Source organism: Telluria sp. RT2P19, from assembly GCF_059685725.1.
Window position 1 is genome coordinate 110,062 of record NZ_JCASIL010000002.1, and the last position, 24,323, is coordinate 134,384.

Annotated in this window: 19 protein-coding genes and 1 pseudogene; 4 read left to right on the top strand and 16 right to left on the bottom strand. The window is 62.7% G+C overall.

The window, feature by feature from the left end; all coding sequences use genetic code 11:
* Positions 1-35: 35 nt before the first annotated feature.
* Positions 36-1,475: a hypothetical protein gene (locus AC56KW_RS02630; RefSeq protein WP_497169174.1), complete on the bottom strand. Its 1,440-nt coding sequence runs from the start codon at positions 1,473-1,475 to the stop codon at positions 36-38.
* A 720-nt stretch (positions 1,476-2,195) separates the two neighbouring features.
* Between AC56KW_RS02630 and AC56KW_RS02635 the strand changes: the two genes are divergently transcribed.
* Positions 2,196-2,624: a DoxX family protein gene (locus AC56KW_RS02635; RefSeq protein ID WP_497169175.1), complete on the top strand. Its 429-nt coding sequence runs from the start codon at positions 2,196-2,198 to the stop codon at positions 2,622-2,624.
* Between the two features lie 30 nt (positions 2,625-2,654).
* Positions 2,655-4,541, top strand: a complete 1,887-nt coding sequence (locus AC56KW_RS02640; protein WP_497169176.1) for a tetratricopeptide repeat protein — start codon at positions 2,655-2,657, stop codon at positions 4,539-4,541.
* 17 nt (positions 4,542-4,558) lie between these two features.
* On the opposite strand, the gene AC56KW_RS02645 is transcribed toward AC56KW_RS02640, so the two are convergent.
* The 10 genes and pseudogenes from AC56KW_RS02645 to AC56KW_RS02690 form a co-directional block, all read right to left on the bottom strand.
* Complete coding sequence (locus tag AC56KW_RS02645) at positions 4,559-4,999, bottom strand: hypothetical protein (RefSeq protein WP_497169177.1); 441 nt, start codon at positions 4,997-4,999, stop codon at positions 4,559-4,561.
* A gap of 69 nt (positions 5,000-5,068) precedes the next feature.
* On the bottom strand, positions 5,069-6,796 hold the full coding sequence (locus AC56KW_RS02650) for a PQQ-dependent sugar dehydrogenase (protein WP_497169178.1): 1,728 nt from the start codon (positions 6,794-6,796) through the stop codon (positions 5,069-5,071).
* 144 nt (positions 6,797-6,940) lie between these two features.
* Positions 6,941-7,225: pseudogene (locus AC56KW_RS02655) on the bottom strand (IS1595 family transposase); the annotation flags it as partial.
* Between the two features lie 193 nt (positions 7,226-7,418).
* Positions 7,419-8,525, bottom strand: coding sequence for a ribonucleotide-diphosphate reductase subunit beta (locus tag AC56KW_RS02660; RefSeq protein ID WP_497169179.1), 1,107 nt, complete (start codon positions 8,523-8,525; stop codon positions 7,419-7,421).
* Positions 8,526-8,727: 202 nt separating this feature from the next.
* Positions 8,728-11,658 carry a ribonucleoside-diphosphate reductase subunit alpha gene (locus tag AC56KW_RS02665; protein ID WP_497169180.1) on the bottom strand — a complete coding sequence of 977 codons (2,931 nt, stop codon included), beginning with the start codon at positions 11,656-11,658 and terminating at the stop codon, positions 8,728-8,730.
* 591 nt (positions 11,659-12,249) lie between these two features.
* Positions 12,250-13,719 (bottom strand): sigma-54-dependent transcriptional regulator, encoded by a 1,470-nt coding sequence (locus tag AC56KW_RS02670; protein WP_497169181.1) that lies wholly within the window; start codon positions 13,717-13,719, stop codon positions 12,250-12,252.
* 3 nt (positions 13,720-13,722) lie between these two features.
* The gene (locus AC56KW_RS02675; protein WP_497169182.1) at positions 13,723-15,360 is read right to left on the bottom strand and encodes a sensor histidine kinase; all 1,638 of its coding nucleotides are present in this window, start codon (positions 15,358-15,360) and stop codon (positions 13,723-13,725) included.
* A 3-nt stretch (positions 15,361-15,363) separates the two neighbouring features.
* A complete protein-coding gene (locus AC56KW_RS02680; protein WP_497169183.1) occupies positions 15,364-15,612 on the bottom strand; it encodes a PP0621 family protein in 249 nt (82 codons plus the stop codon).
* Position 15,613: 1 nt separating this feature from the next.
* Entirely contained in the window at positions 15,614-16,417 is an 804-nt protein-coding gene (locus AC56KW_RS02685) for a cytochrome C assembly family protein (protein WP_497169184.1), read from the bottom strand.
* A 147-nt stretch (positions 16,418-16,564) separates the two neighbouring features.
* The gene (locus AC56KW_RS02690) at positions 16,565-16,870 is read right to left on the bottom strand and encodes a hypothetical protein (RefSeq protein ID WP_497169185.1); all 306 of its coding nucleotides are present in this window, start codon (positions 16,868-16,870) and stop codon (positions 16,565-16,567) included.
* A 246-nt stretch (positions 16,871-17,116) separates the two neighbouring features.
* On the opposite strand from AC56KW_RS02690, the gene ffh reads away from it, so the two are divergent.
* A complete protein-coding gene (ffh, locus tag AC56KW_RS02695; protein WP_497169186.1) occupies positions 17,117-18,484 on the top strand; it encodes a signal recognition particle protein in 1,368 nt (455 codons plus the stop codon).
* A gap of 229 nt (positions 18,485-18,713) precedes the next feature.
* Complete coding sequence (locus tag AC56KW_RS02700) at positions 18,714-19,097, top strand: SWIB/MDM2 domain-containing protein (protein WP_497169187.1); 384 nt, start codon at positions 18,714-18,716, stop codon at positions 19,095-19,097.
* A gap of 129 nt (positions 19,098-19,226) precedes the next feature.
* Here the strand turns inward: AC56KW_RS02700 and AC56KW_RS02705 are convergent, their stop codons facing one another.
* The 5 genes from AC56KW_RS02705 to AC56KW_RS02725 are packed head-to-tail and all read right to left on the bottom strand — an operon-like array spanning position 19,227 to position 24,162.
* Positions 19,227-20,792 carry a glucosyltransferase domain-containing protein gene (locus AC56KW_RS02705; RefSeq protein WP_497169188.1) on the bottom strand — a complete coding sequence of 522 codons (1,566 nt, stop codon included), beginning with the start codon at positions 20,790-20,792 and terminating at the stop codon, positions 19,227-19,229.
* Positions 20,789-21,169 (bottom strand): GtrA family protein, encoded by a 381-nt coding sequence (locus AC56KW_RS02710; protein WP_497169189.1) that lies wholly within the window; start codon positions 21,167-21,169, stop codon positions 20,789-20,791. Before AC56KW_RS02710 ends, AC56KW_RS02705 begins: the two co-directional genes overlap by 4 nt.
* A 1-nt stretch (position 21,170) precedes the next feature.
* A complete protein-coding gene (locus tag AC56KW_RS02715) occupies positions 21,171-22,127 on the bottom strand; it encodes a WxcM-like domain-containing protein (RefSeq protein WP_497169190.1) in 957 nt (318 codons plus the stop codon).
* The gene (locus AC56KW_RS02720; protein WP_497169191.1) at positions 22,111-23,058 is read right to left on the bottom strand and encodes a glycosyltransferase family 2 protein; all 948 of its coding nucleotides are present in this window, start codon (positions 23,056-23,058) and stop codon (positions 22,111-22,113) included. Before AC56KW_RS02720 ends, AC56KW_RS02715 begins: the two co-directional genes overlap by 17 nt.
* Complete coding sequence (locus tag AC56KW_RS02725; RefSeq protein WP_497169192.1) at positions 23,059-24,162, bottom strand: DegT/DnrJ/EryC1/StrS family aminotransferase; 1,104 nt, start codon at positions 24,160-24,162, stop codon at positions 23,059-23,061.
* Positions 24,163-24,323: the final 161 nt, after the last annotated feature.

Below are 24,323 nucleotides of genomic sequence, written 5' to 3' on the forward strand. Positions count from 1 at the left end.
CACACTGTGCGCCGCAAGCCGGACCTCGTCCGGTATTAAGGACGGCTGCTGGTCGGGAACGGCCATGCGGTCGGCGCCAGCACGGTCTTGGCAGGAGCGGCGCTTGGCGCTGCCGTAGGCGCTGCCGCCGCCCCTGCAGCAGCGGCTGCCGGTTGCGCGGCGGTCGTCGCTGCCGGCTTGGCGGCCGGCTTCTTGGCGGCCGGCTTCTTGGCGGCCGGTTTGGCTGCCGCAGGCTTGGCTTCCGGCTTGGCTTCCGGCTTGGCGTCCGCCTTGGCTTCCGCCTTGGTGTCGGCCTTCGCTTCGGTCTTGGCGTCGGGCTTCACTTCCGGCTTGGTATCGGCCTTGGTGTCGACTTTTGCTTCCGGCTTGGCATCGGCCTTGGCTTCCGCCTTGGCGTCCGCCTTGACGGCGACAGGCTTGCTGGCAACGGTTTTGGTCGCAGCAGCTTTCACTGGAGCAGCTTTTTTGGTGGCTGGAGCAGCCTTTTTCGACGCCGGCGCAGCTGTATTAGCGGCCGGCGAGGCTTTTTTTGCTGCAGGCGTCGCTTTCTTGGCTGCTGGTTTGGCGGCGGTTTTGGTGGCGGTCGCTTTTTTAGCTGCCGGTTTGGCGGCGGTTTTGGTGGCGGTCGCCTTTTTAGCTGCCGGTTTAGCGGCGCCTTTGGTGGCGGTCGCTTTCTTGGCTGCCGGTTTGGCGGCGGTTTTGGTGGCGGTCGCTTTCTTGGCTGCCGGTTTGGCGGCGGCTTTGGTGGCGGTCGCTTTCTTCGCTGCCGGTTTAGCGGCGGTTTTGGTCGCGGTCGCTTTCTTGGCTGCCGGTTTTGCGGCGGCTTTGGTCGCGGTCGCTTTCTTTGCTACCGGTTTAGCGGCCGATTTGGTTGCGGTCGCTTTTTTCGCGGCTGGTTTAGCTGCGGCTTTGGTCGCGGTTTTAGCGGTCGACTTGGCGGCTGGTTTAGCTGCGGCCTTTTTCGCTGCAGGCTTTGCTGCCGGTTTGGCGGCTGCTTTCTTTGCCGCCGGCTTGGCTGCCGATTTAGCTGCCGATTTAGCTGCCGATTTAGCGGCCGGTTTGGCTGCCGGCTTGGCGGCGGCTTTCTTCGCTGCCGGCTTGGTTGCAGCTTTTGCTGCCGGTTTAGCGGCGGCTTTCTTCACTGCAGGTTTTGCTGCAGGTTTTGCTGCCGACTTGGCTGCCGATTTGGCTGGCGATTTGGTCGCGGTCTTGGCCGTTGCTTTGGTAGCAGTGGTTTTGGTCGCGGCGGTCTTGGTTGCGGTAGCTTTCTTTGCAGCAGGCTTAGCAGCGGTTTTCGCCGCCGGCTTGCTCGCAGCCTTGGCTGCCGGCTTGGCGGCTGCCTTGGTGGCGGTGGTCTTGGTCGCTGCTTTCTTGGCGACTGGTTTCTCTGCTGCAGCTTTTGCGGTCGTCTTCGTCGTGGACGAAGGCGCGCTCTTTGCTGCTGCCTTTGCTGCTGGTTTCTTAGCGGTTGCCATTCTTGTTCTCCTTCATCTGCGATGAGAAATACGCCCAGGGTTTAAAACCCGCCGGATCAATCCCGGCGAATTATTCATCGGACCAAAGCAAGCGTCGATTTAGGCCAATGAATCCGGCACCGGCTGAACTGCTGCAACTCCTCACAGTGGCAGCGCTTCAGCCAACGTCGACAGGACACCGTCCCAGCGTTTCACATCGCTACCCTTCCGGGTGCGAAAAGAAAAAGCCGCCTTGCCTGAGCAATTGGTCAGACAAGCCGGCTTGTTCTTTTCGCGTCGCTTCCGTGCATACTGTTTGGTTCAGCGTCCTATTATTCGATCGATTTTGCCCGATGCCCGCGACAATATCACATCTTCTCGATTTGACAAATTCAATCACGTAAAGTACGCGCATTCTTTGTGAGCGCGCAACCGTGAATCGCAAATGAAGTCGCGTGATTTGGACGATGAATTGGGCAAGCGCGAACCAATCACCCGCATGCCCGACATGCGCTACCGCCTTTACCTATCGGGTTTCAACTCATCGATAAGCTGAACTCACGCTGGAATCACCCCGGCGCCATACCGCCGCCAGCACGCCATATTCCTCGATCCGCCTCCGCATCACCGCAAAGCGCCTGTCATCGCGCTGCTGCATCTGAATCAAGGTCATCCGAGTAAGTCTGACTGTACGCAAGCCGTATTCTGCGCGCCCGATCACGCCCTTCGAAAGGACCATCCATGCAACACCATCCCCCCCACGATAATCCCTCGGCCATTCCGATACTCGGCCGCATCATGATGGCCATCCTGTTTCTCTTCAGCGGCATCGAAAAGGTGCTGGACCCGGGCCACACCATCGAGGCGATCCGCTCGGTCGGCCTGCCCTTCCCCCACCTGGGTCTGGCCATTGCCATATTGCTTGGGCTGGGCGGCGGTGCGATGCTTGTCCTGGGCATCAGGACGCGCATGGTGGCGGTCGTCCTCGCGGTGTACTGCGTGGTCGCCGGCGTCATTTTCCACAACCCATTCGAAAGCATTCCGCAGGCTATCCAGCTGATCAAGAACGTCGCGATCGCCGGCGGCCTGCTGCAGGTGGCGGCATTCGGCGCGGGCCGCTACGCGCTCGACCGCATGTCCACGGGGCGCAAGCTCACCCACCGGGCGTAAGGCCCTGCCACCCCAGAAGGAGACCAGACCATGAACGATGACGCTACCCGGACCCGACGTCCGGTCACTGCGCCGCTCGCACGCATCCTCGCCGGCGCCGGCGGCGTCGGCATCGCCGTCGCCGTCATCTGTGGCGCGACGCTCGCCGCCAGGGATGCGCCGCCATCCGACCGCAGCACGGCCGCCCCGGACTTCGATCCCCTGTTCGGGGACGTGATCTGCGCTCCCGGCCGCGCGGGTCCGCCACCGCTGCTGGCCCACCTGGTACGGGCCCAGGCCCAGCCGCCGGGAGAAACCGGCCCCTTCGTACCGGGTCGGCAAGCACCGGTCACGCCCACTGTCGGTCCGGGCCTGGCGACGCCGCCGCCCCTGTATGACAACCTGGGCAAGCTGCATATGCCGATCACCACCAGGAACCCACGCGCCCAGGCCTATTTCGACCAGGGCATCCGCCTGGCCTTCGCCTTCAACCACGCCGAGGCGGCGCGCGCCTTCCGCGCCGCCCAGGACATCGACCCCGCCTGCGCCATGTGCTACTGGGGCGAAGCCCTGGTGCTGGGCCCGAATATCAATGCCCCGATGTTCCCGGAAGCGGTCGCGCCGGCGCTGGCCGCCGCGGCCGAGGCGAGCCGGCTGGCCGCGCGTGCCCGGCCCGAGGAGCAGGCCGTGATCCGCGCCATGGCGCTGCGCTACAGCGCCGATCCGAAGACGGAGCGGCCCGCGCTCGACAAAGCCTACGCCGATGCGATGGCCGACGCCGCGCGCGACTTCCCGCAGCACGACAGCCTGCAGGTGCTGTTCGCAGAATCGCTGATGAACCTGTCGCCCTGGGACTACTGGGCGGCCGGCGGCGCCCAGCCGAAGAACCGGACCGCGGAACTGGTCGCCGCCCTCGAACGGGTGCTGGCGCGCACCCCGACCCATCCCGGCGCCGCCCACTACTATATCCACGTGATGGAAGCATCGAGCCGGCCCGACAAGGCGCTGCCGGCGGCGCGTCTGCTGGCGCGCCAGATCCCGGGCGCCGGCCATATCGTGCACATGCCGTCGCATATCTACTACCGGCTGGGCATGTATCGCGAATCGCTGCAGGCGAACCTCGACGCGGTCGCCGTCGACGAGCGCTATTTCAGCAAGGCCGCCAGCGATCCCATCTACCGCGGCGCCTACTACCCGCACAATATTCATTTCGTGATGGTGTCGGCCCTGATGGGTGGCGACGGGCGTGCGGCGCTCGCCGCCGCGGACAAGCTCGACAAGGAAATTCCGCCCGAACTCCTCAAGTCCGTCGGCGCACTGCAGCCGGTCAAGTCGGCGCCCTACTTCGCCCATGTCCAGTTCAGCGACGCCGATACGCTGCTTGCGCTGCCCGATCCGGGGTCCGAGTTCATCCTGGTGCAGGCCATGTGGCGCTACGCCCGCGCCGTGGGACATGCGCGCAAGGGCGCGCTGGACGCGTCCCGCGGCGAGATCGCCGCGCTCGAGCGCATCGAAAAGCGGGGCGACTTCAAGCCGCTTGCCGACTGGGCCGTGCCTGGCGCCGAAATCGTGCGGACCGCCCGCCTCGTCGCACAGGCGCGCCTGGCCGAGGCCGAAGGCGACCTGCCGCGCGCCATCGGCGCCTACCGCGAGGCGGTAGCGGTACAGGACGCGCTACCCTATACGGAGCCGCCCCACTGGTACTATCCGGTGCGCCAGTCGCTTGGCATGGTCCTGCTGCGCGCCGGCCAGCTTGAAGCGGCGGAGAAGGTGTTGCGCGAGTCGCTCGTGCGCACGCCGAGCAACGGTTGGGCGCTGCGGGGCTTGATGGAGGTGTATCGCGAACGGGGCGACGAGAAAGCACTCGTCGCGACCCGGAAGCAGTTCGCGAACACCTGGCTCGGCAAGCCCGGCGGGCCGCCGCTGTCGGTGCTCTAGCAGGCCGCGACGGCCCGTCAGAGCACGAAAGGCCCGTACCAGTAAGTGATGTCGATGACGCCGCCACGCTTGGACACATAGGCCTGGCGCGTCTCGCAGTTGACGTAGAGCGAGCGGAAGGTGCCATCCAGTTGCCGGATCAAGGGGCCGGCCGGATGGCTGCCATAAGGGATCAGCACGTGGTTCGGCGTTTCCCGGACCTGCGACTTGCCGGGTTTCGGATACGTGTTCGTATTGAGCATGCCGACCAGCTTGAAGCCGCCCTTGACGTCGCGCTCCACAGCCTGCTCGATCAGGCTGTCGCAGGCCGGGTTGCGCGGTGTGTCCTTGTCGTAGCCGCCCAGCACCAGCGGCGGCATGACGAGGGGGGCTGCCTGCTTGCTGGCGCAGGCCGTGAGGATGCAGGTCGCCAGGATGGCGAGCCGGCCATACGTGGATGTGGCAGTCGGTTCACGCATAATTGCCTCCGGGGGATCGGTGCCGCAGCGCCGCATCGATCCCATCTTAGCGCAAGGCCCGGCGCCGATCTAGCGTTTCGGCGCAGGCTTGGGTACGACGCGCCACACCGTGCCGCCGGCGTCGTCCACCACCAGCAACGCGCCGTCCTGCGCCACTTCGACCGCGGCCGGCCGGCCCCAGACGTCGCGGTCGCTGATCACCATGCCGCTCATGAAGTCCTGGTACTGCCCGGTCGGCACGCCGTCCTTCATGAACACGCGCGCCACCTTGTAGCCGGTGCGCACCCCGCGGTTCCAGGAACCGTGCAGCGCGACGAAGATGTCGCCCTCGTACTCTTTCGGGAACGCGTGTTGCGCGCCTTTCGGTGCGTGATACACCACCATGCCCAGCGGCGCCGAGTGGGCCTGCAGCAGCACGTCCGGGGTGATCGTCTTGCCCTTCAGGTCCGGGCGGATACCTTTCTGGCGCGGGTCTTCATTGTCGCCGATGTAGTACCACGGCCAGCCATAGAAGCCGCCCTGCTTCACGCGCGTCAGGTAGTCCGGCGGCAGGTTGTCACCCAGCGCATCGCGTTCGTTCACATTGCACATCACGTCGCCGGTCGCCGGATAGACCAGCATGCCGACGCAGTTGCGCAGGCCCGTCGCATAGGTGCGGCGGTTCTTGCCGTCCGGGTCGAAGGCCATCACGGTGGCGCGGTCGGTCTCGACGCCCCAGGCGGCGCCGAAGCCGTGCTGCTTCTCCCATTCGGGCAGCGGCAGCGGCGGCTTGGGTCCGATGTCGCTGGCGACGTTGGTGGCCGAGCCGATCGACAGCAGCAGCGTCTTGCCGTCCTTCGAGAACGCCAGGGTGCGGGTGGTGTGGCCGCCGCTGGTCTCGGACAGCTCCGGGATCACCACCTCGGCCTCGGCGCGCGCCTTCAGGTCGCCGTTGCGATATGGGATGCGCACCACCGAATTGACGCCCGCCACGTACAGATAGCGCGGATCGGCGCCCGACGGCCAGAAGGCCATGCCGTAGGGACGCGACAGGCCGCTGGCGAATACCGCTGCGGTATCGGCCTTGACGCCGTTCTTCGAGCGCAGCACCTTGACTTCGCCGGCGCCGGTCGCGGCCAGGAACACGTCGCCGTTCGGCGCGCGCAGGGCCACGCGCGGCTTGTCGTCATCCTGGGCGAACACGCCGACCTCGAAGCCGGGCATCACGACCGGCATCGAGCCGTTCGGACGCGCCTGCACGCGCGGGCCGTTGCCCGCGCTCTCGGTGGCGAACGGTCTGGCCAGCTCGCTCGGCTTGAAGTGGAAGACCTTGCCGGGCTGGGTGTCGTCCCAGGAACCGGCGCGCTGGGCCGGCTTGGCGGTGGCGGCCGGCGCAGCGGCACCGGCGCCAGCGCCGGCGGGGCCTTGCAGGCTGGCCAGGTAGTCGATCAGCGCCGTGCGCATCTGCTGGTCCGGCAGGCCGACCGGCATCGTGGTGCCGGGCACCCGTTTGGACGGGTCAAGCAAGAACACGTCGAGTTCCTCCCGGGTCCAGACCGTGCCCGCCGCGCCGGCCTTGGCAAGCGCGCCCGAATAATTAAAACCGGGGACGCCGGCGGCCTTGCGGCCGACGACGCCGAACACGCCCGGGCCGGCCAGCGGCGACAGTTTGGCATCGACCGTATGGCAGCTGGCGCAGTTGTTCTGGAAGATAGTGCGGCCGGCGGCGACCTGGGGCGCGGGTGCGGCGTGGGCGACGGATACCGTCGCCAGGCTGGCGAGCATGAGGGCATGCAGCGTCAGGGGTTTGGCTTGCAAGATTGTCTCCTGGTCAGGCGTAAAAAACCGCCATCATAGGTCAACTCTTGCCCCTTGCGCGCATTCCATATGTATCAAGTATCTGGCGAATAGGGACATGGCGGAAGAGCCAAAAACAAGGCGCTGCCATCGTTCGCTGTGGCTGACTCCGAATATGCTACGCAGCAATTGCTCGACGGGTAGTGACTCGCCCACCATCGAGTGCCCAATGCCATCCCAGGTAATTGATAGACGACGCGGCGTCACGCCATGAAACCGTGCCAGCTATTGCTTGAATCGCCGGTGGCAGGCATGGACGTTTTGCACCTGGACGGCGCCTTGGGCACTGCTGCGAACCCGTGCGCCGGCGCTGACATTGACGGCCTGGTGCGCAATACCGTGGGCACGGGCGAAGGCGGGTTAGGCTGCATTGGCGTCGCTCGGCACCAGCTGGGAGAACAGCGTGGCGAACAACGGGGCTTTCACCGTGCGCTCCTATCGACGTCGACAGGAGTTGGACCGCCGATCAGCTCAGCAGTTCAGCAGTTCAGCAGTTCAATGCTCATCCACAGCTAACGGGTACAGCGCAAAAAACAAAACCCCGCGCTTGCGGGGTTTGTCGTTCATGCGATGCGGGTAGCCATCAATCCCAGCTCAGCGTACCGCCGGTCTGGTACTCGGTCACACGCGTCTCGAAGAAGTTACGTTCCTTCTTCAAGTCGATCATCTCGCTCATCCACGGGAACGGGTTCTCTTCGTTCGGGAACAGCGGCTCCAGGCCGATCTGCACCGCGCGGCGGTTGGCGATGAAGCGCAGGTAGCCCTTGAACATCGGGGCGTTCAGGCCCAGCACGCCGCGTGGCATGGTGTCTTCGGCGTAGCGGTATTCCAGGTCGACGGCCTGCAGGAACAGGGCCTTGATCTCTTCGCGGAAGGCCGGGGTCCACAGCTGCGGGTTTTCCATCTTGATCGTGTTGATCAGGTCGATGCCGAAGTTCACGTGCATCGACTCGTCGCGCAGGATGTACTGGTACTGCTCGGCGGCGCCGGTCATCTTGTTCTGGCGGCCCAGCGCCAGGATCTGGGTGAAGCCGACGTAGAAGAACAGGCCTTCCATCAGGCAGGCGAAGACAATGATCGACTTCAGCAGCTTCTGGTCGTTTTCCAGCGTGCCGGTCGTAAATTCAGGGTTGGTCAGGACGTCGATGAACGGGATCAGGAACTGGTCCTTGTCGTGGATCGATTCGATCTCGTTGTAGGCGTTGAAGATCTCGCCTTCGTCCAGGCCCAGGGATTCGACGATGTACTGGTAGGCGTGGGTGTGGATCGCCTCTTCGAAGGCCTGGCGCAGCAGGTACTGGCGGCACTCCGGGGCGGTGATGTGGCGATAGGTGCCCAGCACGATATTGTTCGCGGCCAGCGAATCGGCGGTCACGAAGAAGCCCAGGTTACGCTTGACCAGGCGGCGCTCGTCTTCCGACAGGCCGTTCGGGTTCTTCCACAGCTCGATGTCGCGCTGCATGTTCACTTCTTGCGGCATCCAGTGGTTGGCGCAGCCGGCCAGGTATTTGTCCCATGCCCATTTGTATTTGAACGGTACCAGCTGGTTCACGTCGGTCGCGCCGTTGATGATGCGCTTGTCGTCGGCGTTGACGCGCTTGGCCACCTCAGCGGCGGGCGCGGCGTCAGGATTGGCGGTGGTTTGCGGGGCGCGCGGGGCGCTGGTTGGTTCGTCGTCCCAGGAGAGCATGGTGATTTCCTTCCGGTGTGAGTCTGTCGCGGGCAATCGCGTCACAGATCACACATAGTGTTGTTGGCAGTCGTCCGCCAGGGGGAACCTTTGACGTTTGCGAGGTGCGGGCAAACTTGGGTTCCCGCCTGCGCGGGAACGACGGTGTTAAGAGTCGTGGTGCAAGCCGGCGATCACGCCAGCCCGCACTTGCTACGGCGGATTACTGGCAGGCTTCGCATTCCTCGAAACCGTCGTCGCCCGGACGCAGGTAGCAGGCAGCGCCTTCATCCATTTCGGCGACGGCTGCGGTTGGCGCTGCGGCGACTGGCGCTGCGGCTGCCGGTGCTGCATGGCCGCCGGTCAGGCCGCCCGAGACCGACACCGCGTTCAGGGCGCCGGTGCGGGTGGTCGACTTCTCCAGGTGGGTCGCGGCGATCGTGCGCAGGTAGTAGGTGGTCTTCAGGCCACGCAACCACGCGAGCTTGTACGTTTCATCGAGCTTCTTGCCCGAGGCGCCGGCCATGTAGATGTTCAGCGACTGCGCCTGGTCGATCCACTTCTGGCGGCGCGAGGCGGCTTCGACCAGCCACTTCGGCTCGATCTCGAAGGCGGTCGCATAGATGTCGCGCAGGTCTTGCGGCACACGGTCGATCTTGCTCAGCGAACCGTCGAAGTACTTCAGGTCGGCGATCATGACTTCGTCCCACAGGTCGCGCGCCTTCAGGTCGCGCACCAGGCAGGCATTGATCTCGGTGAATTCGCCCGACAGGTTCGACTTCACGTACAGATTCTGGAAGGTCGGCTCGATGCAGGCCGACACGCCGATGATGTTCGAGATGGTCGCGGTCGGGGCGATCGCCACGCAGTTCGAGTTACGCATGCCGAACTCTTTGATGCGCTCGCGCACCGGGGTCCAGTCCATCGATTCGCTGGTGTCCTGTTCCAGGTAGCCGCCGCGTTCTTCGGCCAGCAGCTTGATCGAATCCTGCGGCAGGATGCCGCGGTCCCACAGCGAACCTTCGTAGGTGTCGTAGCGGCCGCGCTCTTCGGCCAGCTCGGTCGAGGCCAGGTAGGCGTAGTAGCAGACCGCTTCCATCGAGGTGTCGGCGAACTTCACCGCTTGTTCTGACGCGAACGGGATGCGCATCATGTGCAGGCAGTCCTGGTGACCCATGACGCCCATGCCCACCGGACGGTGGCGCAGGTTCGAGTTGCGCGCTTTTTCGACCGCGTAGTAGTTGATGTCGATGACGTTGTCGAGCATGCGCATCGCGGTGCGGATGGTCTTTTGCAGCTTGACGTGGTCCAGGCCATCGCCCTTCATGTGCTGCGGCAGGTTCACCGAGCCCAGGTTGCAGACGGCGATTTCGTCGGCGCTGGTGTTCAGGGTAATCTCGGTGCACAGGTTCGACGAGTGCACCACGCCCACGTGCTGCTGCGGCGAGCGGATATTGCATGGGTCCTTGAAGGTGATCCATGGGTGGCCGGTTTCGAACAGCATCGACAGCATCTTGCGCCACAGGTCCAGCGCTTCGATCTTCTTGAACACCGACATTTCGCCGTTGGCGGCCTTGGCTTCATAGGCCAGGTAGGCTTTTTCGAAGGCCTTGCCGGTCAGGTCGTGCAGGTCTGGCGTCTCGGATGGCGAGAACAGGGTCCAGGCGCCCTTCTCCATCACGCGCTTCATGAACAGGTCGGGAATCCAGTTCGCGGTGTTCATGTCGTGGGTGCGGCGGCGGTCGTCGCCGGTGTTCTTGCGCAGGTCCAGGAATTCTTCGATGTCCAGGTGCCAGGTTTCCAGGTAGGCGCAGACCGCGCCCTTGCGCTTGCCGCCCTGGTTCACCGCCACGGCGGTGTCGTTGACCACTTTCAGGAACGGGACCACGCCCTGCGAACGGCCGTTGGTGCCCTTGATGCGCGAACCCAGCGCGCGGACCGGGGTCCAGTCGTTGCCCAGGCCGCCGGCGAACTTCGACAGCAGTGCGTTCTCTTTGATGGCGTCGTAGATGCCTTCCAGGTCGTCGCCGACGGTGGTCAGGTAGCACGACGACAGCTGCGAGCGGCGGGTGCCCGAGTTGAACAGGGTCGGGGTCGAGCTCATGAAGTCGAACGACGACAGCAGGTTGTAGAACTCGATCGCGCGCGCTTCACGGTCGTCTTCGCGCAGGGCCAGGCCCATCGCGACACGCATGTAGAAGGCCTGCGGCATTTCGATGCGCACGTCGCGCACGTGCAGGAAGTAGCGGTCGTACAGGGTTTGCAGGCCGATGTAGCCGAACTGCAGGTCGCGGTCGGCGACGATGGCTTTCGCCAGGCGCTCGAGGTCGTACTTGCCCAGTTCTTCGTCCAGCAGCTCGTTCTGGATACCCTTCGCGATGTATCGCGGGAAGTAGGTGAGGTATTCGGCGGCGGCGCCAGCTTGCGGCACTTCGTGTTCGAAGACTTCCTTGCGGATGGTGTGCAGCAGGATGCGGGCCGTCACCTGGCTGTAGGCCGGGTCCTTTTCCATCAGGGCCCTGGCAGCCAGGATGGCGGACTTGTACAGCTCTTCGACCGGCACGCCGTCGTACAGGTTCTTGAGGGTCTCGGCGACGATCGCGTCGGCGTCGACGTGCTTTTCCAGGCCCGAGCAGGCCGCATTGACCAGGGCGTGGACGTCGTTGATGTCCAGCAGGCGGCGCTCGCCGCCATCGATCACGTGGATCTGCGGCGCGGCGACCGGGGCGCCGCCCGCGGCTTCCTTGGCGGCGCGGCGCTCGTCCATGCGCTTGGCGCGGTACAGCACGTATTCACGCGCGACGTCGTGTTCGCCCGAACGCATCAGCGACAGCTCGACCTGGTCCTGCACGTCTTCGATGTGGAAGGTGCCGCCGTTCGGCTGGCGGCGCACCAGTGCGGCCACGACGTTACCGGTCAGCTGTTCCACCAGTTCGCGGATGCGCGCCGACACCGCGCCCTGGCCGCCGGCCACGGCCAGGAAAGCCTTGGTCATCGCGACCGAGATCTTGGTCGGCTCGAAAGCGACGACGGCGCCGTTGCGGCGGATGACGCGATAGTCGCCGCGCGCGACGATCTCGGTCGGGGTCGGTCCGGTCGACGTCGATCCTGGGGTGACGTGTTGGTTGATCGAGATGTTCTGTGCTGTGTGCATTGCGCCTCCAGGTGCGCGGTCAAGACCGCTGCTTGTTTACATGGCGACCGTCTTGCAGCCTCGCGCAACCCGGTCCGTCAACAAATTAAAAGAAAAGCGATACCCCGCCAGCCGATGGCCCACGCTGGCATACGGAAGAAGCAGGGTACAAATAATTAAATAAAGCGTATCGGCAAGTGCTAAATCGACAAATCTAGGAACAAATTTGTGGGCAACTTGTGGACAACCTACGGACAACTCACGGATAACTATTGCACTAGTGTCTTTCCGTCTACTACCACTACATCTAGTGCCTAGCTTTGATATGAGACTAATTGTAGTACCTGATTTGCGGTACAGGCAAGCGAATAAATGGTCAAAATTTTCGGTTTCGAGGTCTGTGCAGTCTTGACATTTGGCCGCCCCCCAATAGACGGGGACCTCGCAGTGAGCAAGTACTAACATCCAAAATCGGCTAAAAAAGATATCCTGCTATCAGTACGTTGTCTCACTCGTCAATATGAGGCGGTATGCGCTGCAGGCGTGCATCATGCCCCTGCTTAGTTGCTGAAGAGAAACAAGCAGAATGCCCATGCGGCGTTGTGCGCGCGGTCAATCGTCCGGCGCGCAAATATCGAGCTTCTGCATTTGATAGCGCAGCTGGCGCACGCTGATACCGAGCAGGTTTGCCGCCTGGGTGCGGTTGAACTGGGTCTGCTGCAGCGCGCGCTGGATGATGTCGCGCTCGACCTGTTCAAGATATTCGGGCAGGTTGCTCGGCAGTTCCGCAGGACCGCGGGCGACCGGGGCCGCAGATTTGACAGGCGCGGCGGACACGGCGCCCGCAGCCGGGATCGCACCGGGACCCGGGATCGGCGGCGCCGGTTCCGGTGCGCCCGCCGCAGCAAGCACCTCGCCCTGCCCTGCTTCCGCCAACCTTGCCGCCTTGAGCGACAAATCGCCCACCTGGATCACGCCATCGTTGGCAAACGCCAGCGCCCGCTCGAGCACATTCTCCAGCTCGCGTACATTGCCCGGGAAGGTGTACGCCTTCAAGGCCTCCAGTACGCCCGGCCCGAGCGACGCCTGGCCAGGCCCGGCCAGCCGGTTCAGGATGCCGCCGGCCAGCAGGGCCAGATCGTCGAGCCGCGCGCGCAGCGGCGGCAGCGCCAGCTCGATCACGTTCAGGCGATAGAACAGGTCCTGCCTGAACTTGCCGGTTTCGACGCAGCGCGCCAGATCCTGGTGGGTGGCGCTGATGATGCGCACGTCGACCGGTTCCTCGCCCGTGGCGCCGATCTTGCGCACGCGCCGTTCCTGGATCGCGCGCAGCAGCTTGACCTGCATCGCCAGCGGCAAGTCCGCCACTTCGTCCAGCATCAGCGTTCCGCCATTGGCGGCCTGGAAGAAGCCGTCGCGTTCCTCGGCCGCGCCGGTGAAGGCGCCCTTGCGGTAGCCGAAGAACTCGGCCTCCATCAGCGTCTCGGGAATCGCGCCGCAGTTCACCGCCACGAAGGGTTTGCCGGCGCGCGAACTCTGGGCGTGGATCTCGCGCGCGGCCAGTTCCTTGCCGCTGCCGGATTCACCCGTGATCGAGATCGGCGCCATCGAGCGCGCCAGGCGCGCGATCTGCGCCCGCAGCGACTGCATCGCCGGCGAGTGGCCGATCATGCGCGACTCGACCACGCCGCCATCCTGGGCCGCGGCGCCGCCTTCCGACAATTTCAGGGCCGAGCGCACCATCACGCGCAGCGCGTCGAGCGCCACCGGCTTGGCGATATAGTCGAAAGCGCCGGCCTTGAGCGCCACCACCGCGTTCTCGGCGCTGCCGTAGGCCGTGATCACGGCGACCGGCGTGCCCTTGCCCGAGGCGGCGATCTCGCGCACCAGTTCCAGGCCCAGGCCATCGGGCAGGCGCATATCGGTCAGCACCAGCGCGTATTCGTGCTCGTCGAACAGGGCGCGCGCCTGGCGCAGGGTGGCGGCGCTGTCGACGTCGAGACCCATCTTGAGCAGGGTGATCTCGAGCAGCTCGCGCAGGTCGGCTTCGTCGTCGAGCACCAGGATGCGGGGCGCGCTCATGGCTTACTCGAGCGCGAAGGTGATGACAAAGCGGCCGCTGGCCTTGCGCGGGCCCAGCGCGATTGGATCGAACCGGTATTCATAATCGAGTTTCGCATCGTTGTTCAGGCACAGTTCACGCGCCAGGTAGAGTCCCAGGCCGGTTCCCTTGCTCGAGGTGGTATAGAACGGCTCGAACAGGTGGTCGCGCACTTCGGGCGTGATGCCGGGGCCGTCGTCCTGCACGTGCAGCTCGCGCCGCCCGGCGGCGTCGCGCGCGGGGAAGATGCGGATGCTGGCCGGCTGGCGGCTGGCGTAGCGCACCGCGTTGTTCAGCAGGTTGAGCAGCACCTCGTGCAGGTGCAGCGGATCGAAGCGCACCGCACTGCCGCCGGGCTCGCCTATATGGACTATATCACTCGCCAGGCCGTGGATTTCGCAGAATTCGGCTTTCAGCTCTTCCAGGAAAGCGGCCAGCGGCACCGGCCCGCCATTCGGCTGGGCCTTGCGCGACAGCTGCAGGATGTCCTCGACCATGCGGTTCACGCGCGTGACGTTGTCGCGCACGATCTTCAAGAGCCGCACCTCGGCCGGGCCGTGCAGGTCTTCGGCCAACAGGTCGGTGGCGTGGCCGATCGCCGACAGCGGGTTGCGCACCTCGTGCGCGATGCTGGCGGTCAGGCGGCCCATCGAGGCCAGCTTGAGTTGCTGCGCCTGGTTCTCGATGGCGCTCACGTCCTGCATGAAGACCACGCTGCGGCCCGCGGCCTCGAAGCCATCGGCCACGCGCGCGAAGCGCAGCTTGAGGTGCACCGGCTGGTCGCGCCGGCCGCGCACTTCACCGGCGCCGTCGCCTTCGCGGTAGGGTTTCAGGGTGACGAAGAATTTGTCGTTGTCGGGCACGGCCAGCCAGGCGTCGAAAGCCAGCGCCACCGGCTCGAAGGCCGGCGCCGCGCGCAGCGAGAACACCGAGGTGTCGGCCAGGCCCAGCATGCGGCGCGCCGCCGGGTTGCCGGTGAAGACGGCGCCGTCCTCCCCCACCACCAGGATGCCGTCGCCGACGTCGGCGATCACGATCTCGTTGATCGCCTGCTGGATGCGCAGGTCGGCGCCACGCTCCGCCGCCAGCTCTTCCTGCTTGAGCAGGCGCGCCGCCAGCCGGTTCACCATCAGCACGCCGGCGAAGAAGGCGGCGCCGAACAGGCCGGCCTGCATCAGCGGCGGGTCGCGGCCGTCGATCACCAGCTGCCAGACGTTCAGGCCGAGCAGGAACAGGGTCGCGACCGCCGCCGAGAACAGCGCCAGCACCAGCGGCGCCAGGATCGCGGCGCCGGCCAGCGGGAACAGATACAGGATGCCAAGGCCGCTGCGCATGCCGCCGGCGGCGATGTAGAGCAGCGAGATCACCGCCAGGTCGATCCCGATCTGCACCCCGAGCTGGATCAGGAAGCGGCGCTGCCAGCGCGCCGCCAGCGCGAACAGCGCCGCCGCCGCCACATAGAAGACGCAGGTCTCGGTATTGACCGGGTCGGGCCGCAGCTGTCCGCTTTCAAGGTCGACGCCCAGGTATAGCAGCAGCACCAGCGCAATGACGATGCGGGTGACGGTGAAGGTCTGGAGCGAACGCCACAACGTGACCCGCGCTCCCATCGACAATGGCATCGACTACTTGGGCGGCAGGCGCACGTGGCCTGGCGAGCAGTAATCCAGGCCGTCGGCGTGCACCGACTCGGAGGCCGGGAAGTACATGCCGCAGTGCGCGCACTGGGCCATGGCCTCGATCTGGCCGGCCGGCGCGGCCGGGCCGCGCGCCGTGTTGGGAGGAACCCCGTTGCGCTTGGCAAGCGCGCGCAGCTTGCTGCGCACGGCGAAGACGATGAGGACGATGAGGGCAATCCAGAACAAGATACGCATATCAGTAGACTCCCCGGTGCAGGACGACTTCGAGCACGAAGCGGCTGCCGACGTAGGCCAGCGCCAGGGTGGCGAAGCCTGCCAGCGTGAAGCGCAGCGCGGTCTTGCCGCGCCAGCCCTGCCACCTGCGCCCGGCCAGCAGCGCCGCGAACAGCGCCCACGAGAGCAGCGCGAACACGCTCTTGTGGTCGAGCAGCAGCGGCCGGCCGAACACCTGTTCGGAGAACACGAAGCCCGACAGTACCGTCAGGCTGAGCAAGACGAAGCCGATCCAGATCACACGGAACAACAGTTTTTCCATGGTGAGCAACGCCGGGAGCTGGTCGAGCGCGGAGCCAAACCAGCCGCCGCCGGCGGTGCGGGTGTGCAGCCGCGTCTCTTGCAGTGCCATCAGCACGGCGTGGAACGCGGCGATGGTCAGGGTGCTGTAGGCCAGCACCGCGACCGCGATGTGCCAGCCGAAGGCGGCGGTCTTGCCGGCCAGCGGCGTCAGGGTGCCCGGGAACAGCAGCGGCAGCAGGGCCGCCGCGAAGGCAAACGGCATCACCAGGCGGCGCATGCCGTCGAGGGCGAAATTACGGTTCTCGGCCCAATAGGCGGCCACCGACACCCACAGCGCGCTGGACAGCATGATGGCGAAGCCGACCCGCAGCCGTCCCGGCACCATCATGTCCATGCCGAGCGCGACGCCGTGCAGGGCCCAGGCCCCGGCGGTCACGCCCGAGATGACGGCGCCCAGGCGCGATGGCAGCAGGGCGCATACCGCGTACAGCAAGGCAGCGGCAAGGAAGAGGGAATTCTGCATAATAAGAGTCTACACCATCGGCGCGGGCCGGGGGCAAGCCCCCTCCCCGCCGATGACCGCGCCCACATAGGTACACGCCGGGCGTTCAATCGACCGCTGCCATGCGCAACCCGTCATCGTGATGCCGCTCCTGCTCTTCCATCACCGTCAACCCCAGCTCACGCTCGAGCACGTTGAACACCGGCGCCGCCGGACCGCGCGGGCGCGGATCCGGCCGCCGTCCGTGTACTGCGCGAACGGCTCCAGGAGTAGCAGGTAGTCGACCCATTTGCCCCACACATTCAGCGGCGAACGCGCCATCCGCCTTGCCACGGCTTGCGCCATGAGGTCGGTCGTGACCTGGATGTGCTGGGACGTGATGCCATGGAAATGCGGCGGGTCGGCCATCGCCGCGCTGCCAGCGGCAACCGTCAGGGAGAACGCGACCAATGTCTTGCCGACCAACCTCACCATGATGGTTCTTCCTGTTTCGTTGAACTAACGCTTGCCGCAAAGGCAAGTCGACAATACACCATGGCCGACATTGGTCGTGTTTGCGGTATGCCAAAAGGCGACAGCATCGGCAGGAATTGGCCGGGACAGGACAGGTTCGGCGTGAGGGGCTATGCAGCGAGGCGGCGCTGCAAGGTAAAATGATGCGTTGGCGACTGCGCCAAGCCTGAATTGCGCTTCTTTCTCGCTTCTTTCTATTAGGTAGACATGTTAGATAACCTCACCCAACGCCTTGCCAAGGTCGTCAAGACCATGCGCGGCGAGGCCCGCCTGACCGAGGCGAACACCGCGGAAATGCTGCGCGAAGTACGCATGGCCCTGCTCGAGGCCGACGTGGCGCTGCCGGCGGTGCGCGAATTCATCGCCAAGGTCAAAGAAAAAGCCCTGGGCGAAGAAGTCGTCGGCTCGCTGTCGCCCGGCCAGGCCCTGGTCGGCGTGGTGCAGAAAGAGCTGGCCGCCCTGATGGGCGCCGACCTCGGCCCCGAGGCCACCCAGCTCTCCTTCGCCCAGCAACCGCCCGCGATCATCCTGATGGCCGGCCTGCAGGGTGTGGGCAAGACCACCACCACCGGCAAGCTGGCCAAGTACCTCAAGGAACAGAAAAAGAAGAAGGTCCTGACCGTCTCGGCCGACGTCTATCGCCCTGCCGCGATCGCCCAGCTGGAAGCAGTGTCGAAGCAGGTGGGCGCCGACTTCTTTCCCAGTACCGCCAGCGACAAGCCGGTCGACATCGCCCGTAACGCGCTCGACTGGGCCAAGAAGCACTACCACGACGTCCTGATCATCGACACCGCCGGCCGCCTGGGTATCGACGAGGCGATGATGCAAGAGATCGCCGCCGTGCACGGCGCCGTCAATCCGGTGGAAACGCTGTTCGTGGTCGACGCCATGCTGGGCCAGGATGCGATCAACACCGCCAAGGCCTTCAACGACGCCCTGCCCCTGACCGGCATCGTGCTGACCAAGCTCGATGGCGATTCGCGCGGCGGCGCGGCGCTGTCGGTACGCCACGTGACCGGCAAACCAATCAAGTTTGCCGGCGTGTCCGAAAAACTCGACGGCCTGGAAGCCTTCGACCCCACCCGCATGGCCAACCGCGTGCTGGGCATGGGCGACATCCTGGCGCTGGTCGAAGAAGCGCGCAAGGGCGTCGATGCCGAGGCGGCGGCCGAACTGGCCAACAAGATCAAGGTTGGCGGCCGTTTCGACATGAACGACTTCAAGGCGCAGCTGACGCAAATGAAGAAAATGGGCGGCATGGCCGGCCTGATGGACAAGCTGCCGGCCCAGTTCCAGCAGGCCGCAAGCGGCGCCAATATGGACCAGGCCGAAAAATCGGTGCGGCGCATGGTGGGCATCATCGATTCGATGACCCCGCACGAGCGCGCCAAGCCCGAACTGATCAAGGCCAACCGCAAACGCCGCATCGCGGCCGGCGCCGGCGTCCAGGTGCAGGAAGTAAACCGCATGCTGAACCAGTATGATCAGATGCAGACCATGATGAAAAAACTCAAAGGCGGCGGCTTGATGAAGATGATGCGCGGGATGAAGGGCATGATGCCCGGCATGCGTTAATCTGTATGTCGATAGAGACCGCGCAAAGTATCGCTTTGCGCGGTTTTTTTTACGTTCCTTGTCAGCGAATTTTCGTTCTCATGCGTTGTTGTGTGCGATAACGCCCATTTGGTGGGTTTTACGAGTGAAAAAGTTTTGAAAAAGGCTTGCACGATCTGTAAAACGCTACCAATATAGGCGTGCGATAAATTACGCACTTTTCCACGTGTTCGTTTTAGGAGGCTCGAAGATGGCAACAGCCAAAAAAACCACTGCAGCGCCAGCAAAAAAAGCCGCTGCCAAGCCTGCTGCAGCGGCCAAGCCGGCAGCAAAAAAGGCAGCACCAGCAGCGAAATCCGCTGCTGAAAAACCGGCGGCAGCACGCAAGCCGAACGCTGCGTTCATGAAAGCCATGACCCCGTCCGCCACGCTCGCTGCCGTCGTCGGCGACAAGCCGCTGCCGCGTACCGAAGTCACCAAGAAAGTCTGGGATTACATCAAGTCGAAAGACCTGCAAGATCCGGCAAACCGTCGCATGATCAATGCCGACGACAAGCTGAAAGCGGTTTTCGGCGGCAAAGAGCAAGTCTCGATGTTTGAAATGACCAAGCTTATTTCGGACCACCTGAAATAAACCACGGTCATATTTCATAAGCTCGGCATGCATGAAAGCCCCGGATTAATCCGGGGTTTTTTATTATTTAGAAGCACATGATTTTCTTGAATCGGATTTCAAGAATTGCGGGAATAGCCGTGCATTGTTTCACTTTGTTCGGCCTGACAACCCAAGATGCGCGCTATCGGGTCGGTTTCCAAGCTTGAGCAGGTAGACATCGCCAACGCGGCGCAGTGACCCTTCATGAGGCCACACCGGCATTTGCTCGAATTGACCGATGAGCGCAGTGCGCGTGGCCGGTGGTGCGGCTTGTACCCGGTCGAAACCCAACACCCGGAAATAGGCCGTGATTCGATTCAGGTTGCCGTTATCCCATCCGAAGAACGAACCTCGGGTAACGCTGGTTTTAGCGGATGCAAACACGCTCGGACGTTGCGATTCGCCATACCCATAAACGTCGAGCCAAAGCGGCGCGCCGGCATCGGCGTCGGCCCCCAACTGGCGCAAGCGCGCGCCGATCTCGAAGCCCATGAAGCGGTCCTGTTGTTGCACCATCGTGGCAGCAGCCACATATTGCGATGTCAAATTGATGATCTGCAGCTGGAAGAGCGCGAACACTGCCAATCCGATCATCCAGGCAGTACTTTGCCGGGACGTGAATGCGAGAAGTGCGCATAACCAGATAACATAAGGCAGAGCAACCATGGAGCGCAGCGGCAAATCCCACGTACCTGTCACCAGGTTCAGCAAAAACGGGGTACCCAGCAACACCAGGAACAGCAGCAGGTGTGGCAATGCCAAGCCAAGGCGTGCACGGGCGACGGCGATGGCGGTGCATGCCAGCGCCACGACAGCGGCTGGCATGGCGGCACCGAATAGATCGGCGCTGCCGGAATAGACAGCCCAGGCATGCATGGCAATCGTGCCAACCAGCCACCGAGTGGCTTTCAGGTTATCCAGATTGATGAAACCCGCAACGTACACAGGCTGAATGCCGGATGCAGCCATCGCGAGTTTGTTAAAGACGTAATACAGTATCGTGCCCGCCAGAAGACAAACACCGCTGTACAAGAATTGGCCCACGATGTGCCGTAATGGAAATGGACCGGTGCCATTCATCGAACGGCACAGCGCCACACCAATCGTTCCACAGGCGAACATCACCAGGAATGCCTGATAAAGACCCGCGCATAGCGCCAGCAGCAGTCCGATCCCCAGCAACCGGCCCGCCTCCAGACGCGAAAAGCGCAGCGGAGCTCCATGCGGCCTCGCAGCGTGCAACGCCAGTGCAGCGGCAACCAGCACGAAGCCCACGCCAATGGCAGGCACATTGGCCGAGAACTCGGCGATCAACCACAAGGTTGGATAAGTGACGAAGAAACCAAACGCCGCATAACTGCGCCAGCCTGGCACCATACCGTGTGCGCGCACGAGAAGCATCTGCGACAAGGCCGCCATGACAGACAGGAACAGGTAAGGGCTGAATGGAATCGATGGCTGCGGGAACAGCAAGGTCTCTATCAGGTAAGTGGTAAAACGTCCCTGTGCGATCCAGATCTCGCTACTGGTGCGCACCGCAGCCAGTTCATCATCAATAGACGGCGAGTAATTGCTTAAAAAGTAAATATTAGAGAGCGCGGCAATCAGCGCCAGCACCAGAAACTCGCGCCAACTGAAGCGCTGCCGTTGTATCCACAAAGTGAGTGAACTCATCGCATCTTTCCGACAAATGCAAATTTTGAAAGAAGGTATGTGACTGGCATGGTTACCATGATAGCAATGGCCGGGGCCAATATCGGGTGCTGGTGCAGTCCCTCGACCCAGGCCCACACCACTGCCGCGCCGGTCAAGTATTGAAGCAGATAGATGAGGGGCAGCATCAGCGCGGAGCGGTATCCCCGGTGAGATTTGAAGACGAAAACACGACCAAGAACATAGCTGATCGCGATGCCAATGACAAAGGCGATCGCGTAGCTGACCTGGACGGTTGTTATCCGTAACAGGCCTAGATATATCACATAGGTGATTAGAGTATTGAGGCCCCCTGCAAGCAAGAAGCGCAGGCCGGCACCGCCGCCACTCTCATGCATATCAGTGCGGCATCAACTTGACGTATTCGTCATAACTACGAATGTAATCGGCATCGTCATAATGGTGCGACGCGAATACCAGCAGCACCGCATCGCTTGAGTATTTGTACTGGATACCCCATGTCTTCGGAGGCAAATACAGTCCAGTCGTTGCGGTGTCCAATACAAATTCCTCGCGTTTTTTGCCGTCGAACGCAACCACGTTGACCGAACCCTTGATAGCGATTAAAAATTGATGACATTCATGATGTGCATGCTCGCCACGCGTCTCTGCTGTTGGTACGCCATACACCAAGAAATAGCGCAAGGGTACGAATGGAATATCCCGGTCAAATTCACCCACTGACAGACTGCCGCGAATATCGGCGGCTTCCTTCATCTTGTGCAGGGTAACGCCGGATACCTCGGTAGTCATGACGTTCGATGAAGGTCGCTTCTGGCCCGACAAATCGCCCTGGAAGCCGGTTACTGCGACTGGCTTGGCATCCACGTAACCGACGATCTTGGCAGGATTGCCGACCACGATCGCATTCGGCGGCACCGAGCGGGTAACCACGGCGCCTGCGCCGATCATCGCGCCTTGCGCGATGCTAATACCCGGCAGGATAGTCGCATTGGCGCCAATGGAAGCGCCACGGCGGATGACTGTACGCGCAAATTTTTCTGGAAACTGTTTACTACGCGGGAAAATGTCATTTGTAAATGTGACGTTCGGTCCAACAAAAACGTCGTCTTCCAGCGTTACCCCGTCCCACAGCTGGACGCCACACTTGATGGTGACACGATCACCTATCGTCACATCATTTTCAATAAAAACATTGTCACAAACATTGCACTCCCGCCCGATATGCGCCCCAGGTAGGACATGGGCAAAGGCCCACACCCGTGTACCCGCGCCGATATAGGTCGATTCGCACAAAGCGCGTTCGTGAACAAAATAATCAGTGTCGGTGTGCATGGGCGCCTTCGAAAACGTGAGATTGACGGTGAATGGCGTTGGGTCGCTGCTTGGTGTTTTCGTAAGTACGCCAGGCATACACGCCAACGATGCCGAGTCCGAGCAGGTTCATCGAACCGAGCAGCGCGATGGTCAAGATGGTCATCGCATAGCCGGGTACCGTAATCAGCCCGTTCAAACGCGCCACGAGAACGACCATTCCCAGCGCGGCAACGAACACCGTACCCGCAGCGCCAATTCGGATCAGCAATTTGATGGGAAGGTCCGTGAACGAGAACACACTATCCATCAAGTACTTCCACTTTTTCTTGAACGTCCAGCCTGACTTTCCATGCTGGCGCTCCAAGCGCGTATAGCCCACGACCTTGCGGCGGTAGCCAATCCAGAAAAGTTGCCCGATCAGCGAGGAATGCTGTTCTTCGAGAGTAAGCAGCGTATCGCGGACATCGCGATTGCAGCCGAACATGTCCACGCCGCCAGGGGGGATCTCATTCATGACGAATTTGCGGTACAGCCCCCAGAAAGCGCCTGACATCAAACGTGAAACGAGCGGATCGTTCCGGCCTTCCCGCACACCCACGACCACATCGGCTTCGTTGCGCCGCAAGATAGCGTCCATTTGCAGTACCAGCTCTGGCGGCTCTTGTAAATCCGCCGCCATCACGGCAAAGCGTTGCCCCCTGGCGAACTGGAAACCCATGCGAATGGCTGAAAACGAGCCGAAATTTCGTGAAAGCAATATCAATTGCGATCGAAATGTTTGCTGTGGCAATTGCTGACGCAATAACATGTAGCAATTGTCAGGGCTGGCGTCGACGACCATCACCGCTTCAAAATCACCGCCTTGACGATCGTTCAGGTTCGTGAGCGCGCTCAACAACGCTGGCAGCGAACCTTCATTCCCATAGACAGGAATAATCAAGCTGAGCATTTACTTGCCGGATTCAAAGTAGCCCCGGACCGCCGCGATGACGCGCTCGACACTATCGCTATCAAGGCCGGGGAAACATGGCAGCGTCACGACGGTTGCGCTGGCGCTGTCCGTCACCGGTAAAGAGACCGCCGCGGACGCCGGATAGGCGGCCTGGCGATGATCGGGGACCGGATAATGAATATCGGTCGTGATGCCCGCCAGCGCCATGGCGGCCATGAACGCCGCGCGGTCCTGCACCCGGATCACGTACAGGTGAGCGACGAAATCGTCAGCGGTCGACGCTGGCAACAGCACGGGCAGGTCTGCGAAGGCAGCGTTGTAGCGCATGGCGATATCCCGCCTCTGCGCATTCCAGCTGTCGAGCATGGGTAATTTTTCGCGCAGCACCGCGGCTTGCAGCTCGTCGAGGCGGCTATTGCGTCCACCCGCTTCAGCAACGTGGTATTTGCTGCCCCATCCGTATTGTCGGAGGCGGCGAGCGCGTGTTTCCAATTCAGCGCTATTGGTGGTCATTGCACCGCCATCGCCGATGGCGCCAAGATTCTTGGTCGGATAAAAGCTATAGCAAGCAAGGTCGCCAAAGCTGCCCGCGCGCTTGCCAGCGCGTATGGCGCCATGCGACTGCGCGCAGTCCTCGATCAAAGGCACATTGGCGTCGGCCGCCATCCCGACCAGCGCCTCGATATCCGCCATTTGCCCATACAGATGCGTCACGATGACGGCATCGATGCCACCGGCCAGCGCTGCCTGCAAGGCTGCAGGGGCCATCGTCAGCGTGGCAGGATCGACGTCCACATAGACGAGCTCAGCGCCAACGGCATGCGCGGCGGTGCTGCCATAGAAGCCGGCATTGGCAACCAGTGCAACCCGCTTGCCAGGACCGATGTTGAGTGTACGTAATGCAATTTCTAATGCATCAGTCCCGTTAGCTACCGAGATACACGCTTCGACACCCTGAAAAGCGGCAAATTCCGTTTCAAAGGCGTTGACCTCCGCCCCGAGAACATACCAGCTACGCTCGACGACACGCGCCATCGCCCCCAATAGATCGATGCCGGCGTCGGCAATTTTTGACGAAAAAAGCGGGATTTTGCTAGCCATGAGTTGGATTAAAAACACCGATTGACGAAAAGCTATTGAAATAATGATACCGTAGTTTTTGGATGAATTAACAACAAATCATCAAAACCACAGTGTTTTTTCGCTACAGATTATCGACAATCAAAATAGCAACCCGATTGTCATGGCAGGTCGTAGCACAA